Source organism: Comamonas sp. SY3, from assembly GCF_041730275.1.
Classification (GTDB): Bacteria; Pseudomonadota; Gammaproteobacteria; order Burkholderiales; family Burkholderiaceae_C; genus Comamonas; species Comamonas sediminis.
This window is the reverse complement of sequence record NZ_JBGTYN010000042.1, coordinates 1-16,001: the sequence shown is the minus strand read 5'-3', so window position 1 is coordinate 16,001 and position 16,001 is coordinate 1. Positions and strand designations below refer to the sequence as shown.

At 61.0% G+C, this 16,001-nt stretch carries 20 protein-coding genes, 1 tRNA gene and 1 pseudogene; 16 read left to right on the top strand and 6 right to left on the bottom strand.

The window, feature by feature from the left end:
- The 12 genes and pseudogenes from ACCQ08_RS25740 to ACCQ08_RS25685 all read left to right on the top strand — a co-directional run.
- A pseudogene (locus ACCQ08_RS25740) lies at window positions 1-251 on the top strand (hypothetical protein); the annotation flags it as partial.
- Complete coding sequence (locus ACCQ08_RS25735; RefSeq protein WP_313330722.1) at window positions 248-469, top strand: hypothetical protein; 222 nt, start codon at window positions 248-250, stop codon at window positions 467-469. The pseudogene ACCQ08_RS25740 and the gene ACCQ08_RS25735, both read left to right, overlap by 4 nt.
- Complete coding sequence (locus ACCQ08_RS25730; protein WP_373451366.1) at window positions 469-1,029, top strand: 3'-5' exonuclease; 561 nt, start codon at window positions 469-471, stop codon at window positions 1,027-1,029. Before ACCQ08_RS25735 ends, ACCQ08_RS25730 begins: the two co-directional genes overlap by 1 nt.
- Entirely contained in the window at window positions 1,022-1,303 is a 282-nt protein-coding gene (locus tag ACCQ08_RS25725) for a VRR-NUC domain-containing protein (protein WP_373451365.1), read from the top strand. The genes ACCQ08_RS25730 and ACCQ08_RS25725 overlap by 8 nt, the downstream gene beginning before the upstream one ends.
- The gene (locus ACCQ08_RS25720; RefSeq protein ID WP_373451364.1) at window positions 1,300-1,512 is read left to right on the top strand and encodes a hypothetical protein; all 213 of its coding nucleotides are present in this window, start codon (window positions 1,300-1,302) and stop codon (window positions 1,510-1,512) included. Before ACCQ08_RS25725 ends, ACCQ08_RS25720 begins: the two co-directional genes overlap by 4 nt.
- Window positions 1,509-2,948 carry an ATP-dependent helicase gene (locus ACCQ08_RS25715; protein ID WP_373451363.1) on the top strand — a complete coding sequence of 480 codons (1,440 nt, stop codon included), beginning with the start codon at window positions 1,509-1,511 and terminating at the stop codon, window positions 2,946-2,948. Before ACCQ08_RS25720 ends, ACCQ08_RS25715 begins: the two co-directional genes overlap by 4 nt.
- 64 nt (window positions 2,949-3,012) lie before the next feature.
- Complete coding sequence (locus tag ACCQ08_RS25710; protein WP_373451362.1) at window positions 3,013-3,261, top strand: hypothetical protein; 249 nt, start codon at window positions 3,013-3,015, stop codon at window positions 3,259-3,261.
- An 8-nt stretch (window positions 3,262-3,269) separates the two neighbouring features.
- The gene (locus ACCQ08_RS25705; protein ID WP_373451361.1) at window positions 3,270-3,617 is read left to right on the top strand and encodes a hypothetical protein; all 348 of its coding nucleotides are present in this window, start codon (window positions 3,270-3,272) and stop codon (window positions 3,615-3,617) included.
- Complete coding sequence (locus ACCQ08_RS25700; RefSeq protein ID WP_373451360.1) at window positions 3,614-3,874, top strand: hypothetical protein; 261 nt, start codon at window positions 3,614-3,616, stop codon at window positions 3,872-3,874. The genes ACCQ08_RS25705 and ACCQ08_RS25700 overlap by 4 nt, the downstream gene beginning before the upstream one ends.
- Entirely contained in the window at window positions 3,871-4,257 is a 387-nt protein-coding gene (locus ACCQ08_RS25695) for a hypothetical protein (protein ID WP_373451359.1), read from the top strand. The genes ACCQ08_RS25700 and ACCQ08_RS25695 overlap by 4 nt, the downstream gene beginning before the upstream one ends.
- Window positions 4,250-4,462 carry a hypothetical protein gene (locus ACCQ08_RS25690; RefSeq protein WP_373451358.1) on the top strand — a complete coding sequence of 71 codons (213 nt, stop codon included), beginning with the start codon at window positions 4,250-4,252 and terminating at the stop codon, window positions 4,460-4,462. The genes ACCQ08_RS25695 and ACCQ08_RS25690 overlap by 8 nt, the downstream gene beginning before the upstream one ends.
- Complete coding sequence (locus tag ACCQ08_RS25685; protein ID WP_373451357.1) at window positions 4,459-4,764, top strand: hypothetical protein; 306 nt, start codon at window positions 4,459-4,461, stop codon at window positions 4,762-4,764. Before ACCQ08_RS25690 ends, ACCQ08_RS25685 begins: the two co-directional genes overlap by 4 nt.
- Window positions 4,765-4,855: 91 nt before the next feature.
- Here ACCQ08_RS25685 and ACCQ08_RS25680 read toward each other — a convergent pair.
- The 5 genes from ACCQ08_RS25680 to tolB all read right to left on the bottom strand — a co-directional run bounded on the left by ACCQ08_RS25680 (window position 4,856) and on the right by tolB (window position 8,487).
- Window positions 4,856-4,931, bottom strand: a tRNA-Lys gene (locus ACCQ08_RS25680).
- A 74-nt stretch (window positions 4,932-5,005) separates the two neighbouring features.
- Window positions 5,006-5,806, bottom strand: coding sequence for a ThiF family adenylyltransferase (locus tag ACCQ08_RS25675; RefSeq protein WP_373451356.1), 801 nt, complete (start codon window positions 5,804-5,806; stop codon window positions 5,006-5,008).
- 1 nt (window position 5,807) lies between these two features.
- Entirely contained in the window at window positions 5,808-6,569 is a 762-nt protein-coding gene (gene ybgF, locus ACCQ08_RS25670) for a tol-pal system protein YbgF (RefSeq protein ID WP_373451355.1), read from the bottom strand.
- Between the two features lie 9 nt (window positions 6,570-6,578).
- Window positions 6,579-7,115, bottom strand: a complete 537-nt coding sequence (pal, locus tag ACCQ08_RS25665) for a peptidoglycan-associated lipoprotein Pal (protein ID WP_239812247.1) — start codon at window positions 7,113-7,115, stop codon at window positions 6,579-6,581.
- Between the two features lie 58 nt (window positions 7,116-7,173).
- Window positions 7,174-8,487, bottom strand: coding sequence for a Tol-Pal system beta propeller repeat protein TolB (tolB, locus tag ACCQ08_RS25660; protein ID WP_312409247.1), 1,314 nt, complete (start codon window positions 8,485-8,487; stop codon window positions 7,174-7,176).
- Between the two features lie 211 nt (window positions 8,488-8,698).
- On the opposite strand from tolB, the gene msbA reads away from it, so the two are divergent.
- Window positions 8,699-10,429, top strand: coding sequence for a lipid A export permease/ATP-binding protein MsbA (gene msbA / locus ACCQ08_RS25655; protein ID WP_239812249.1), 1,731 nt, complete (start codon window positions 8,699-8,701; stop codon window positions 10,427-10,429).
- 133 nt (window positions 10,430-10,562) lie between these two features.
- Window positions 10,563-11,459, top strand: coding sequence for a DNA ligase (locus tag ACCQ08_RS25650; protein ID WP_373451354.1), 897 nt, complete (start codon window positions 10,563-10,565; stop codon window positions 11,457-11,459).
- A 102-nt stretch (window positions 11,460-11,561) separates the two neighbouring features.
- On the opposite strand, the gene ACCQ08_RS25645 is transcribed toward ACCQ08_RS25650, so the two are convergent.
- On the bottom strand, window positions 11,562-14,120 hold the full coding sequence (locus tag ACCQ08_RS25645; RefSeq protein ID WP_239812251.1) for an arginine/lysine/ornithine decarboxylase: 2,559 nt from the start codon (window positions 14,118-14,120) through the stop codon (window positions 11,562-11,564).
- A gap of 158 nt (window positions 14,121-14,278) precedes the next feature.
- Here ACCQ08_RS25645 and ACCQ08_RS25640 point away from each other — a divergent pair, with 158 nt between their 5' ends.
- Together ACCQ08_RS25640 and ACCQ08_RS25635 are read left to right on the top strand one after the other, a co-directional pair.
- Window positions 14,279-14,719 carry an NfeD family protein gene (locus ACCQ08_RS25640; protein WP_239812252.1) on the top strand — a complete coding sequence of 147 codons (441 nt, stop codon included), beginning with the start codon at window positions 14,279-14,281 and terminating at the stop codon, window positions 14,717-14,719.
- Window positions 14,720-14,911: 192 nt separating this feature from the next.
- Window positions 14,912-15,826, top strand: coding sequence for an SPFH domain-containing protein (locus ACCQ08_RS25635; protein WP_230778027.1), 915 nt, complete (start codon window positions 14,912-14,914; stop codon window positions 15,824-15,826).
- Window positions 15,827-16,001 lie beyond the last annotated feature (175 nt).

Below are 16,001 nucleotides of genomic sequence, written 5' to 3'. Positions count from 1 at the left end.
ACTACGGCCATGCAGCGGCGACTGGCTACCGCGGCCATGCAGCGGCGACTGGCGAGCACTCGGTGGCCGCTGCGTTTGGATACCAATCCAAGGTGTTGGCCGGCGCTACCGGCGCCATCGTTCTGACGCACATCGATGACGAAGGACGAATCGTCCACATCCGCGCGTCGAAGGTCGGGGAAAACGGGGTGCGCGCCAATGTCTGGTACAGCCTGGATGCCGCCGGTGAGTTCGTCGAGGTCGAAGAATGACGCAGAACAACGACCTGGAATTCGTCAAAGACCAAGTCAATCGCTTGGCCGACGGCATGTCCGTTAACAAGGAGGCGCTCGCTCGCAACGTCAAGGCATTGTGCGTTGAGACTGCGAACTGGCGCGCCGCTCACGCACGGCAAAAACCAAGCCCCGCCAAGAGCGCCACACAAACGCCCTTCTCCGAGACATTCGGCGAGATGTTTGGAGACAAATGATGCCCGAGTTCAACGACTTGATGATTGACATCGAGACGGCCGGGCTCCCACCGAACGGTGCGCTCATGGCCATTGGGGCTGTGTTCTTCGACCTGCAGAATTGCTCTGTAGGTCCGACATTTAGCCGCACCATCCATGTTGGCAGCAGCGTGCAACACGGCGGCGTGATTGACCCTGGCACGTTCCTATTCTGGCTGCGCCAAAGCGACGAAGCACGCAAGTCTGTGGCGTACAACGGCCAGCCTGTTGACCAGGTGCTGGCCGAGTTCAGCGCCTGGATTCTGAGCACCTGTCGCCACGAGGATGTGCGGCCCTGGGGCAACTCGAACTCCTTCGACCTGTCGATTCTTGGCGGCGCGTACGCACGACTGGGCTTGAAGGCTCCGTGGCACTTCTCCAAGGAACGGGACTTCCGAACCGTTCGCAACCTGCACTCACACATCGAGTACGACCCCAGCGCCAAAGGCGAAGGGGCGCACAACGCCCTGACCGACGCGGTGTTTCAGGTGCAGCACCTCTTCAAGATCAAGCAGTCGCGAACGAAGGCCGTCCATGCGTGAATCCAAGATCGAAAAGGCCGACCGCAAGAGGCATAAGGCCGCCGGCCGGCGCCTAGTCAAGTTCGTGAGTCCAGGACTGTTGGGCATGCCCGACGACCTTCTGCTCGCGCCGATCCCCCCGGAGCACCAAGAGCTGGTCGCTCGCTACTTCCGCTTTGTCGAGTACAAGCGGCCGGACGGTAAGCCACGGGCGTCCCAGGAGCGGCGCCACGCCGAGCTGCGCGCCATGGGCTTCGTCGTTGATGTGGTCGACCATGCGTCGACAGAGCCATGACAGCACCAGCCAACACCGACGAACGCGACACTGCAATCAGGGACCTGGCCGGGCAGTTCTCCTCGCTGGCCGGCGGGCAGCCGCTCGACATCAGCGTTGCAGCCGCGGTTCTGTTTGTGGTCGCCCAGGCAGATCACGCGAACAACCCGGATTTCAACGCCTATGTCGCCCGCCAGCTGCAGCGGGTGGCTGACTTGTACAAAGAATGACCAAGCTTTTCAAACCACGCCCGTGGCAACCGAAGATGGTGCAGCACATGGTGTCGCTCGAGCGCTGCAATGTGTTCTCTGGCTGCGGAACCGGAAAGACCGCTGCGACGCTAGAGGCTATTGCGACTCTCGTGTTGTTCGGAAAAGCCCAGCGTGTGCTGGTGATTGGCCCTAAACGCGTCGCCCGTGACACCTGGCGTGACGCCGTGCAGGATTTCAACCCCTCATTTGGTTGGCTCACGGTCGCGGTAGCGATCGGGAACGAGCAAACCCGCCGCGCGGCCATCGAGGCAGGCTCTGTGATCACGACGATCAACTTCGACAACCTCGACTGGCTGGTCACGAACTTCGGCGCGGCTTGGCCCTTTGACATGGTCGTCGTGGATGAATCGACGAAGCTGCGCGGCTTGCGGGTGAGCATGCGCAAACACCCCGCCTCCGGCAAAACCTATCTCGCTGGACAGGGCGGGTCGCGCGCCAAGGCCCTGGCCCGAGTAGCCCACACGAGAGTGAAGCGCTGGGTGAATCTGACTGGTACTCCTTCGCTCGCCGGCCTCGAGGCGCTGTGGGGCCCGACCTGGTTTGTGGATGCCGGCCATCGCCTGGGCAACTCGTTTACGAGCTTCTCGCACCGGTGGTTCCGCGCCGTGCCCGGGTCCTCCCCACAGCAGCAGGTGATTGAGCCGATGCCTTTTGCGGAAGTCCAGATCCAGAACGCGATCCGGGACATCACCGTTGTGGTCGACATCAAAGACTACGTGGACGTCGGCGAGTACGTGGAGCACATCATCCCTGTTGAGCTGCCGGCCGGCGCTCGCCGTCAGTACGACGAGATGGCGCGCGACCTCGCCACGGAGATTGCTGGCCAGGTTATCGAGGCCTTCTCAGCCGGCACCAAAAGCCAGAAGCTGCTGCAGCTGGCCAGCGGCGCGGCCTACACGGATGACCAAGGCAACTGGGTGCTGGTCCACGACGAAAAGATCGACGCCCTCAAGTCCATCGAGGAAGAAGCGCTCGGTATGCCCCTACTGGTGTTCTACCACTTCAAGAGTGACGCCGCGCGGATCTTGAAAGCATTCCCGAAAGCCAAGCACCTAGATGATGATCCACGCACGATGGCGGCCTGGCGCGCGGGGAAGATCCCGATGCTGCTTGCCCACCCGCAGAGCGCCGGGCACGGCGTGGACGGACTGCAGTACGGCACCTGCAAGTGCGTGTTCTTCTCGACCAACTGGTCTGCAGAGAACGACGCCCAGGCGATCGAACGGATCGGCCCTACCCGCCAGATGCAGTCGGGCTTCAAGCGGATCGTCGACGTCTATCGCCTGGTGGCCAAGAACTCCGTGGAAGAAAGCGCGGTGCGGCGCCTACGCAGTCGCGTGTCGGTGCAAGAAGCGTTGCTCGAAGCGCTAAAGAACTACCAACCACAGCAGTAAAGATTTGCCCTTATATTTAGCATTTGCTACATTTGATACACGTTTTTAGCAAAAGGAGAGAGCTATGACACCGAAATTGAATTCCCTCGCCCCCGAACTGCGCAAGACCGCTAGCGAGCGGGTCTTAGATTGCTTGGAAAAAGTCATGAAGGTAGCAATCCTACTCTTCGCAGCCTTTGGTTTTTGGACCGCAGCGTTGCTGGTTCGGGTTGCAGTAGACCCATGCTCCTATATCAGTGCCGCGTGGCCCATTGCATGGGAGAAAACCCCATCCGCTCATTGCGAGTTCAAGCCCACCACAAATCACAAATAGGACTTGTGATGCAAACACCACGATCACGAGAGACCGTTAAGGTTGCCGATGCTGGCCTTGAAATACGTGAGTATTCCGGCGGTAGCGTGAGCTACTACAAAGTTCACGTGGACAAACCAACCTCTGGCGGCAACGCATACGCGGCCGAGTGCAACGACATTATCGAAGCACTCGAAATGAACTATGCCGAGGGTAATGCGTTCAAGGCCTTGTGGCGCCGCGCCGCTGCTCGTATGGGCAAAGCCAAGGCTGGTTACAAGGACGGGCTGTATGACGCCGAGAAAGTAGTCTTCTTCGGCCAACGCTTGGTAGCCCAGGAAAGCCAAACACACGCAGTCACGGGAGAAGCCAAATGAACAGCGTCGACATTATTGTGTGGACGATCGGCATTTTGCTGGTGGCATTGGCGGCCCTTACGGCAGTTATCACGTACCAGCTCAATTCCAATTCTGCTGTCGTCGAAGACTATCTCGAACAAACCCACAACTCACTGGTTTCAGTAAACGGTCTCTGGTCCGTGGTGGATCAGGATGGGCGCCGTTTGGGAAATATCTGCGATACCGCAGTTGGTGCCGTCGCTTCGGCAATAGCACAGGAGGGAAACTCCGTATGAAAACCGATCCACGCAAAGGCTGCGCAAATGAACATGAGCTGTGGCTGTGGGCCGCCATCCATGACCTGCTGGCCCATCCGTTCATGGTGCTGACGCTGTACAGCCGCCTGTCGCTGCGCTTCCACGACTTCACATCGCACCGCGCATGGCCACGCCCAGCGCGCCCGGCCGCCATCACCGTGGTGACGCCCACGCGCTTCGGCGATGTGCGAGTCACCCAGCAAGCTGAAGGCGTCTGGCGCGTCTACCACGGCCGCGTCAATCACGCGATCACGCTGGCCACGCTGTCGCCCGAGGACGCGCTGTACAAGGCGCTGAAGTGGTTCGACTCCCTGGGTGAAGAGTTTGGCGGCAAGTTTGCGCCAGGAGGTGCACATGGCTGATGACGCAGACTTGACCGCAGACCGCGACGAGAAGGAATACACGATGCGTATAGCAGCTAGCCGCAAGCCCAATGGGCCGGCGTTTACCGGTGGTTGCCATTACTGCCAAGAAGAATTGACCTACCCGTTGCGTTATTGCGACGCCGAATGCCGCGATGCGCACAGCCTGGAGCTGCGGCTGAAAAAGCAAGGCGGCGTTGAATGAAGATCCGGTGCGCACCTGGCAACTGGGCCATTCGGGTCAAGGCCAATCCAGACAGCTACATACCCCTGGGAGCGTGTGTTCGCGTGTTGGAGGCGGTCGACACCAACAAAATGCTGGCAGTCATGCGCGACAAGAACGGTCGCTCCACGCTGGTCGAGGGTGTAGTGTGGCGTGTGGAGTACCGCAACTCGTCCACGGGACCCGGCGGCCTGTCCCTCGGGATTCCAGACGAACACCTCATCCCGCTCAAGGACGGGCCCGCCAAGCTTCAACTGAGCCAGCAAACCGCGGACACGCTATAAACCACTAAATGGCGCGACGGCTACACAGCGGCTACATGGCTAAAAAATCAAAAGCCTGCTATCTAAAAGATAGCAGGCTTTTCATATTCTATGGTGGGTCCTGCGAGATTCGAACTCGCGACCAACGGATTAAAAGTCCGCTGCTCTACCGACTGAGCTAAAGACCCGCCGCGTTTGCTTGACAATTTCCTAAGAAGAGGTCTTGCTCACAACAGACTTAGATTATAGCGTAGGTTTTTTGTCATTTTTGGGAATGCGCCAATTTTTCCAGAATCCAGCTCGCAGCGCACATACCAAAGGTTGCGGTCACCGCTACTGACGACCCATAGCCGTGGCAGTTCAGCGAACCATCACCATCGACTGCGCAAGAAGGATCAGGGCCGGCAACGGCTTCCTGGCTGTAGATGCAGGCCACGTTCATCTTCTTGCCATCCTTGGGGGCGCCATATTCTTTGCGCAGACGGTAGCGCACCTGGGCAAGCAAAGGGTCGTGCGTCGTCTGCGACAGGTCGGCCTGCTCCACCTTCCATGCCAGGCGCTTGCCGCCCGCCGCACCGATGCAGACAAAAGGCCGCTGGTTGCGCCGCCCCCAGTTGGCCATCGCGGCTTTGGCACGCACCTGGTCGCAGGCATCGACAAAGCCGTCGACGCCGTCAAGCAGTGCAGCGCAGTTCTCGGCGGTGAGGAAATCTTCGACCACCTCGACGACACAATGGGGGTTGATCTGGCGGATACGGTCGCGCATCGCATCGACCTTGGCCATGCCAATCGTGTCGGTCAATGCATGGATCTGCCGGTTGATGTTGGACTCGGCCACATTGTCCAGGTCGATCAGCCGAAGGCGGGCAACGCCACTTCGGGCCAGCGCTTCGGCCGTCCAGGAACCTACGCCCCCGATGCCGATGACGGCGATGCAGCTTGCGCGCATTTGCGCGGCCGGCCCGACACCAAACAGGCGGTCCAAGCCGCCAAAGCGCCTATGCGTGTCAACGTCCACCTCGGCGTCCTGCCGATCGGGCGCCGATGGAGACGGTGCACTCATATCACTTCAGCTTGGAGAGGCGCTCTTTGGCCGCTGTGGCCGCATCGCTTTGCGGGTAAGCGGCGATCAGGTCTTCCAAGGTCTTGCGGGCAGCCTTGGTGTCCTTGAGCTCGATCTGGCAATTGGCAATCGACAGTGCCGAATCAGGCGCGCGCATATGCTCGGGCGCCTGGGCCAGGATCAGCTTGAAATTATCGATGGCAGGCTTGTAGTCGCGGGTAGCGTAATACGCATTGCCCAGCCAAAAGCGTGCCGAGGGCACGTAGCCACTCTTGGGATAACGCTGGATGAAGCTGCTGAACACGCTGGCAGCATCGGCAAACTTGCCGGTGCGAAACACGCCCAGGGCGGCTTCAAAATCTCGCTTTTCAGCAGGGTCGGCTTTGAACTCCTGCCCATCTACGGTGACCGAAACGGGTTCAAACTGCTGGAGCCGGGCTTCAACACCCTTGGCCAAATCAGTCTGACCGCGCTTCAGATCGGCAACCTCACGTCGCAGAGTTTCGTTTTCGCCACGCAGCTTGTTCATCTCGCCACGCATGGATTCAATCTGCGATTGAAAGTCCAGCAGGCTGCGACGCACTTGCGAGGTGTCCTCACCATTTTGGTTGTTGCCTTGCGTCAGCTGATCAACGCGCTGACGCAGCTCAAGGATGGCGCGGCGTGCGTCGCCATCTTCGAACAAAGCGGCCTGGGAGGTACTTGCACAGGCCATCAATGCGGCCAGTGCAATCCAACGGGGAGTACTGCGAGTGAGGTTCATGGAGCCTTATTAACGGTAGTTCAGTTCAACGCGGCGGTTTTGGGCGTGCGCATCTTCCGAGTTACCTTCAGCAGCCAGCTTTTCCTTGCCGAAAGACACGGCTTCGAGTTGGCTGTCGCTCACGCCCAGCACGGTCAGCGAACGGCGCACGGCCTCAGCACGCTTTTGGCCCAGGGCCAGGTTGTACTCACGGCCACCGCGGTTGTCGGTGTTGCCTTCCAGCATAACCTTGCGCGACGGGTTGGCCTTCAGGAAGCGTGCGTGTGCGTCCAGCATCGATTGTGCATCTGGCTTGACCGAGTAGCTATCGAAGTCAAAGTAAACAATGCGTGCAACGCCGACGGGGCCTTGGCCGTTGGCTGCGCTGCTGTTCAGGTCAACGCCTGGCACCGTGCTTTGGCCTGCACCACCGGTGCCAGCGCCTTGACCGGCGGTAACGCCACCCTTGTCTTCGACAGGTGCGTTATCCAGAGGAGGTGCAGAGCTGCAACCAGCCAACACGGCAGCGGCCACCAGGGCCAACGAAGCTTTCTTCAATGACAACATGTATAACTCTCCGAAACGATTTTCTCGTACAAAAATAATTGACTCGCCAAAACCAATCTTAGGGCTGGTATGGGCCCCAATCGGGCTCCCGTATGTCTCCGCTCTGCCCTGCCAGTCGTGCTTTGATCTTGCCGTCCAGCGTCGTGGTCATGAGGGCTTCACGACCGCCTTCGCGGGTTGCATAGACGATGAGTCGGCTGTTCGGAGCAAAACTGGGGCTTTCATCACTCGAGGTGTCGGTGACCGACGACACGGTGCTGGAAGCCAGATCCATAACCTGCAATTTATATCCACCACCGGCGCGGGTGATGTAAGCAAGTGTCTTGCCATCAGGACTGATGGAAGGAGAAATGTTGTAGGACCCGCTAAACGTGACACGCTCGGCGTTGCCACCTTGGGCGCCTACGCGGTAGATCTGCGGCGCACCGCCACGGTCGCTGACGAAGTAGATATAGCGGCCGTCCTTCGAATAGGTAGGCTCGGTGTCAATGCCGCTGCTTTGCATCAGACGGCGAGGCTCACCACCGCTCGAAGGGATGGTATAGAGCTGCGAGCCGCCATCGCGGCTCAGGGTGACCGCCAAGGTGCTGCCATCCGGCGACCAGGCCGGTGCGCTGTTGGAGCCCCGGAAGTTGGCGATCAGGCGGCGGCGGCCGGACGAGACCTCGTGCACATAGACCACGGGCTTGCGCGACTCGAAGGACACATAGGCCAGCTGCGTGCCGGCGGGCGACCAGGTGGGCGAGATGATGGGTTCTGGGCTGGCCAGCGCCGACTGTGCATTCTCACCGTCAGAGTCTGCCACCCACAGCGTGTAGCGGGGGCCGGCCTTGGTCACGTAGGCGATGCGGGTCGAGAACACGCCTTTTTCGCCGGTGATCTTTTCGTAGATGTAGTCCGAAATCTTGTGCGCCACCAAGCGCAGATCGGCTTGCGGCACGCTGTAGCTCTGACCGCCCATGTCGGCGCCCTTGACAGCATCCCACAGACGAAAACGCACATCAAAGCCATTGGCGCCCCGGGTCACGCTACCGACCGACAGGTACTCGGCGCCTGCGGCCGACCACTTGGCGACATCGGGACGCGAGCTCTCATCGAGTTGTTCGCCTGAAGCATCGACTGGCTTGAACAGACCGCTGCGGATCAGATCGGCCTGCACGATGGCAGAGATCTTTTGCGGCGACGCATCTTCGCCCCGGAACTTGGGCAAGGCGATGGGGATTTGCTTGATGCCAACGCCACTGATCTCAACCCGGAACTGCGCCAGGGCGGGAACTGCAGGGGCTGCGAGTGCAGCACCTAGAACGTGACGACGATGGAATAGCGGCTTGGCCGCCTCCGAGAGAAGAGATGGGAAGCGAGTTTTAGTCATTACCGACCATCATAAATGCGCTATGCATGACAAGCCCTGAAGGCTGCAGGATGTTACACACCCCACAAATTCTTTATTATCGTTCAACGTCGACAGCCGTGCATTTTAGAATCACCTCTACATGTCCACAACTGAAAAACCATCTTCTGCACGTGCATCTGACGCGCCAGCGGGCGCTGAAGGCCACAATCCGGCCGCTAGCGTTGCGCAGATGCCACTGCGCGCACGCCTGTCGCGCCTGGCGCCCTACTTTGGCTACCAACGCTGGACCTGGGTACTGGCGATCCTGGCCACGATCGTGGTAGCAGGCACCGAGCCGGCTATTCCCGCACTGCTCAAGCCTTTGCTGGACCAGGGCTTCACCGGTGGCACCTTGCCGCTGTGGGCAGTGCCGGTCACCATCGTCGGCGTCTTTTTCATCCGAGGTCTTGCGCAGTTCATCAACCAATACGCACTCGCACGCATTGCCAATGACGGCATGATGCGCCTGCGCGAGAACCTCTTCGGCCGGGTGCTGGATGCACATCTGGGCCTTTTTACCAAGCAATCGGCCAGTGCGCTGTCCAACACCGTGGTGTACGAGGTGCAAAACGGCTCCACGCTCATCGTGCAGGCCTTGCTGATGCTCTCGCGCGATGGCTTCACGGTCATTGCGCTGTTGATGTATTTGCTCTACCTGAACTGGCAGCTGACCTTGATCGTCGCCGTGCTGCTGCCCAGCGTGTCGTGGATCATGAAGAAGCTCTCCAAGCGCCTCTACCACATCACCAAGGCCAGCCAGCAGGCCACCGATGAGCTGGCCTATGTGGTCGAAGAAAACGTGCTGGCACACCGCATGGTGCGCATCCACGCCGCCCAGGCCAGCCAGTCGGGCCGCTTCCAGATTCTGAGCCGCAAGCTGCGCCAGCTGGCCATCAAGGCCACCATCGCATCGGCAGCGATGACGCCTCTCACCCAGCTGCTGGCCGCCGTCGCACTGTCTGCGGTGATTTGCATTGCGCTGTGGCAAAGCCGCACCACCGGCATCAATGCCAAGGATGTGACCGTCGGCGGCTTTGTGGCCTTTATCTCCGCGATGCTGATGCTGATTGCGCCTATCCGCCGCCTGGCCGATGTGGCCAACCCGTTGACCCGGGGCGTAGCTGCGTTGGAACGCGGACTGGGCTTGCTCGAAGAAATCCCGCCCGAACAAGGCGGTGGCTACAAGACGGAACAAGCACGTGGTGCCATTGCGCTGCAGGATGTGAGCGTGGGGTTTGGCGAAGACAAGGCCCCGGCGCTGCGCCACCTGAGCCTGACCATCCACCCGGGCGAAGTGGTGGCGCTGGTCGGCCCGTCGGGCGCCGGCAAAACCACGCTGGTCAACCTGCTGCCGCGCTTTGTGGAGCCCAGCGAGGGCCAGATCAGCATTGATGGCGTGGCGCTGGGCGACTGGGACCTGCACAGCCTGCGCAGCCAGTTTGCGATGGTGAGCCAGGACGTGGTGATGTTCAACGACACCATCGCCGCCAATGTGGCGCTGGGCCAGGACGTCGATGAAAAACGCCTGCTCGAATGCCTGGCTGCCGCCAATCTGCAGGACTTTGTCGAACGCCAGCCGCAGGGTATCTACAGCCTGGTCGGCCACAATGCCAACCAGTTGTCGGGCGGCCAGCGCCAGCGCCTGGCCATTGCCCGCGCGCTGTACAAGAATGCGCCGATCCTGATCCTGGACGAAGCCACGTCGGCCCTCGACACCGAGTCCGAACGTCTCGTGCAAGAAGCCCTCTCGCGCCTGATGCAGGGCCGCACCACCCTGGTCATCGCCCACCGCTTGTCCACGATCGAACATGCCGACCGTGTGGTGGTGATGGAGCGCGGCCAGGTCGTGGAGCAAGGCACGCACCAGCAACTGATCGACTTGGGCGGCCTGTACGCACGCCTGCAGTCGCGCCCCCACTGAACCAACGGGGCCTCAGCAGGAGGCCCCAACATCTGCTTACCGCGCAGAACCACAGCGGCGGGTGACAGCCTTGCGCTATCGCCGCTAGCATGCAAATAGACGACCATCCCGGTCGCTATTTGGAGGGGGCTGCATGCGTAGTTATTTCTTACCCAGTTGGCGCCAGCTCTGGCTGGCCGCCGTGCTCTGCTGCTGGGCAGTACTGACCCATGCCAGCAACAAGCCAGCCTTGTGGCTTGCGCAAAAATACCCCGGTGGCTTGGATCTGCAGCAGTACTGGGTGAGTGAGAAATACGACGGAGTGCGCGGCTACTGGGATGGCCAAGCCCTGTGGACCCGCCAAGGCACAGCCATTGCCGCCCCGGCCTGGTACACCGCTGGCTGGCCAGCCACGCCGATGGAGGGTGAGCTATGGGCCGGGCGCGGCCAGTTTGCACGCGCCCAGTCCATCACCAGCAAAGCCACGCCGGCGGATGCCGACTGGCAAGCCCTGCACTTCATGGTGTTTGATGCGCCTGCCACGCCCGGCAGTTTTACCGAGCGCCTGCAGGCCATTGCGCAGTTTGTAGACGCTGTGCAGCAGCCCTGGGTAAAGGCCACGCCGCAATGGCGGGAGAGCGACGAAGCCCGCCTGATGGCGCAGATGCAGCGCATCGTGCGCGAAGGTGGCGAAGGGCTGATGCTGCACAAGGCCAGCGCCGTCTACCGCAGCGGACGCAGCGGCGATGTGCTCAAGCTCAAACCGCATGAGGATGCCGAAGCCCAGGTGGTGGGCCATGCACCGGGACGCGGCAAATACGAAGGGATGACTGGCGCCTTGCTGGTCCGCACTGCCGATGGTATTGACTTCAAACTGGGCAGCGGTTTGAGCGATGCGCAGCGCCGCGATCCGCCCGCCATCGGCAGTTGGGTCACCTACCGCTACCGTGGCCTGCACGACAGCGGCAAGCCGCGCTTTGCCAGCTTTTGGCGCGTGCGTGAAGAAGGCATGCCGCCCTCCCCGGCAAGCGACCTGGGAAGCACGCCATGAGCGACGAACGCGCATAAAAAAGCAGCGCATTGCGCTGCTTTGGAGGTGAGGCGAGCGTAAAGCAAGGGACTCAAAATCCCCCGCAGTTACGCCCCTACCCGATCAGACCTTGGGCGTGCGTGGCTTGGCCACACGGCGCGGCTTGGGCGCGGCTTGCGGCGTCTTGGCCACGGGCGACACCACACCCTCGCTGGCATCACCCAAGGGCTTTTCAGCGTTGAGCGACTTCTTCATCGCAGCGGTGCTGCGCTTTTTGGCCGACGATGCGGGCGCCTTGCCTTCCAGCATGGGGCTGCGCTTCTTCGACGATGCCACTGGGGCAGAAACCACCTGGGTCTGCATTGCCTGGTCGCTGGCGTCCATCGCGACGCAGTCGGCGTAGTAACGCACTTCGCCACTTTCTTCGTCCACCAGTTCGACCAGGCCGTGGATATCGGTCTCAAAACCTGGGCAGAGCTTGGAGAACTCACGTGCAAAGATGAGGTAGTCCACGATCTTCTTGTTGAAGACTTCGCCAGGAATCAGCAACGGAATGCCGGGTGGGTAAGGTGTGACCAGACCCACGGTAACGCGGCCTTCCAGGTGGTCGATCTCCACACGCTCGGTCTTGCGGCGCGCGATGTGCGCAAACGCGTCCGATGGCTTCATCGCAGGCGTCAGGTCCGACAGGTACATCTCCGTGGTCAGACGGGCGATGTCGTACTTGGCATAGAGCTGGTGCACGTGCTGGCACAGGTCCTTCAGGCCCATGCGCTCATAGCGCTTGTGCTGCTGGCAGAACTCGGGAAGGATGCGCCACATCGGCTGGTTCTTCTCGTAGTCGTCCTTGAACTGCTGCAGCGCGGTCAGCATCGTGTTCCAGCGGCCCTTGGTGATACCGATGGTGAACATGATGAAGAACGAGTACAGACCGGTCTTCTCGACCACCACGCCGTGCTCGGCCAGGTACTTGGTGACGATGGACGCGGGGATGCCGGTCTCGTCGAAGTCGCCGTCCAGGTCCAGCCCGGGCGTCACGATGGTGGACTTGATCGGGTCCAGCATGTTGAAGCCATCGGCCAGATCGCCAAAGCCGTGCCAGTTGTCGAACTCCTTGCCGTTCTTGCCCTTGGTCTTGCGCGATGCATCCGGGCCACGAATGATCCAGTCCTGGGCCGAACCCACGCCTTCATCGGCCAGGGCTTCGGGGCCCCAGACCTGGAACCACCAGTCGTCCTCGCCAAATTCCTCGTCCACCTTGCGCATCGCACGGCGGAAGTCCAGCGCCTCCAGGATGGACTCCTCCACCAGCGCGGTGCCGCCGGGCGGCTCCATCATCGCGGCGGCCACATCGCAGCTGGCGATGATGCTGTACTGCGGGCTGGTCGAGGTGTGCATCAGGTACGCCTCGTTGAACAGGTTGAAGTCCAGCTTTTGGGTCTGGCTGTCCTGCACCAGCACGTGCGATGCCTGGCTGATACCGGCCAGCAACTTGTGGATGGACTGGGTGGCATACACCACCGAGTGTTTCGGGCGTGCGCGCTTCTTGCCCATGGCGTGGTAGCTGCCATAAAAAGGGTGGAAGGCCGCATGCGGCAACCAGGCTTCGTCAAAGTGCAGGTTGTCGACATAGCCATCGAGCTTTTGCTTGATGGTCTCGGTGTTGTAGAGCACGCCGTCGTAGGTCGATTGCGTCAGGGTCAGCACACGGGGCTTGACCGTTTTTGGATCGACCCCCTTGAGCAGCGGGTTCGCAGCAATCTTGGCCTCGATGGTCTTGGGCGAGAACTCGCTCTCATGGATCGGGCCGATGATGCCGAAGTGGTTGCGCGTGGGCTTCAGGAACACCGGAATCGCACCCGTCATGATGATGGAGTGCAGGATGGATTTGTGGCAGTTGCGGTCCACCACCACCACATCGCCCGGCGCCACCGTGTGGTGCCAGACCATCTTGTTCGAGGTGGAGGTACCGTTGGTCACAAAGAAGCAGTGGTCGGCATTGAAGATGCGCGCCGCATTGCGCTCGCTCTCACCAATCGCGCCGTTGTGGTCCAGCAGCTGGCCCAGCTCTTCCACAGCATTGCAGACGTCGGAGCGCAGCATGTTCTCGCCATAGAACTGGTGGTACATCTGGCCAATCGGGCTCTTCAAGAAAGCCACACCGCCGCCGTGACCGGGGCAGTGCCAGCTGTAGGAGCCGTCTTCGGCGTAATCCAGCAGCGCCTTGAAGAACGGTGGCTGAATGCCTTCGAGGTAGTTCTTGGCTTCGCGCAGGATGTGCTTGGCCACGAACTCGGGCGTGTCCTCGAACATGTGGATGAAGCCGTGCAGCTCACGCAGGATGTCGTTGGGCAGGTGGCGGCTGGTCTTGGTTTCGCCGTAGATGTAGATCGGCACATCCGGATTCTTGCGGCGCACTTCGGTAATGAAGTCACGCAGGTTGTGCACGATCTGGTCATCACCGCCGCCCAGTTGGAACTCCTCGTCATCGATCGACAGGATGAAGGCACTGGCGCGGCTTTGCTGCTGCGCAAACTGGCTCAGGTCACCATAGCTGGTCACGCCCAGCACCTCAAAGCCCTCCTCCTCGATGGCATGCGCCAGATCGCGGATGCTCAGGCCGGAAGTGTTTTCCGAGCGAAAGTCCTCGTCAATGATGACGATGGGAAAGCGAAACTTCATGGGCGTTCCCGCAGCCGCGGGCCTCAGTAAAACAATCGAAACAGCCGCGAAGTGTACGGAATTTGCACGCCCTTTTTATGTATCCTGCATCAATTGCCGCAAAATTGGTCGGCATATCGCACAATCGGCCTACAAACCTATTCCAACGAGGGGGACTTATGGAGATTTCAACCGTGTGGTGGCTGCTGACCGGCCTGGCCGTTGTCGCCGAGCTGCTCACCGGCACCCTGTATTTGCTGATGGTCGCGATCGGCATGGCCGCCGCTGCCATCGCTGCGCACCTGGGTGCCAGCGAAGTGGCGCAGATCCTCATCGCCGCCATCGTGGGCGCGGCCACCGTGCTGGCCTGCTATATGCGGCAAAAGCGCCGTGGTTCGCTGCTGTCGGGCGAGCGCGATCAGGACATGCACCTGGACATTGGCGAACAGGTCCATATCGACCATTGGGATGCCGACCGCACCGCCCAGGTGCGCTACCGGGGCGCGCCCTGGTCGGCCAGCTTGCTGGGCCAGCACCCAGCGCTGCCCGGCGCCTACCGCGTGGTGCGGCTGGACGGCAACCGCTTGCTGGTGGAACCTGCCGACCCGGCCGCACACTAAGAACCGCGTGCAATCACTGGGGCATACAAACATAGATAACAGGCACTGCCGAACCCATGCCCCGCCCCACCCGCTTGGCCGTCACACCTGCATGGTGTAATGGCCAGGCCCTTTGAGCCAGGGGCCCGCCCCCAGCCAATCACCGCTAAAACCGGCGCATGCCCAACGCCTGCGCCCACACGAGGAGAGCCCATGGAAGTCGCCATCATCATATTTGTCATCGCCATCATCTTCATCGCGATGTCCGTCAAGATCGTGCCCCAGCAGCACGCCTGGATCAAAGAGCGCCTGGGCCGCTACGCCGGCACCCTGGCCCCCGGCCCGCGCTTCATCATCCCCTTCGTCGACAAAGTGGCCTACAAGCACAGCTTGAAGGAAATCCCGCTGGATGTGCCCAGCCAGATCTGTATTACCCGCGACAATACGCAGCTGCAGGTGGACGGCATCCTGTACTTCCAGGTGACCGACCCGATGCGCGCCAGCTACGGCTCGTCCAACTACATCATGGCCGTCACCCAGCTGGCACAGACCTCGCTGCGCAGCGTGATCGGCAAGCTGGAGCTGGACAAGACCTTTGAAGAGCGCGACATGATCAACGCCCAGATCGTCTCGGCCATCGACGAGGCCGCGCTGAACTGGGGCGTGAAGGTGCTGCGCTATGAAATCAAGGATCTGACGCCACCGGCAGAAATCCTGCGCTCCATGCAAGCCCAGATCACCGCCGAGCGTGAGAAGCGCGCGCTGATCGCCGCATCCGAAGGCCGCCGCCAGGAGCAGATCAACATCGCCACCGGCGAACGCGAAGCCTTCATCGCCCGCTCCGAAGGTGAGAAGCAAGCCGCCATCAACAAGGCACAGGGTGAGGCCGCATCGATCACCGCCGTGGCCGATGCAACCGCGCAAGCGCTGGAGCGCATCGCCTCCGCCATCCGCCAGCCAGGCGGCGAGCAAGCCGTGCAGCTGAAGGTGGCCGAGCAAGCCGTCGATGCCTACGGCAAGCTGGCCAGCGACGCGACCACCACCTTGGTCGTCCCCAGCAACATGACCGAGGTCTCCAGCCTGATCACCTCGGCCATGCGCATGATCCAGACCGGCAAGGGCCAGTAAAGAACCTGGCCAGCGTGCATGCAGCGCCAACCCTTCCGGAGGCGCTGCATTTTTTCCAAACAACCACCCTCTTTGCCGGAAGCCGCCAAATTTCAGGCTAGAATACACGCTTCACCGACTGGAGAGGTGGATGAGTGGTTTAAGTCGCACGCCTGGAAAGCGTGTGTGGGTTAAT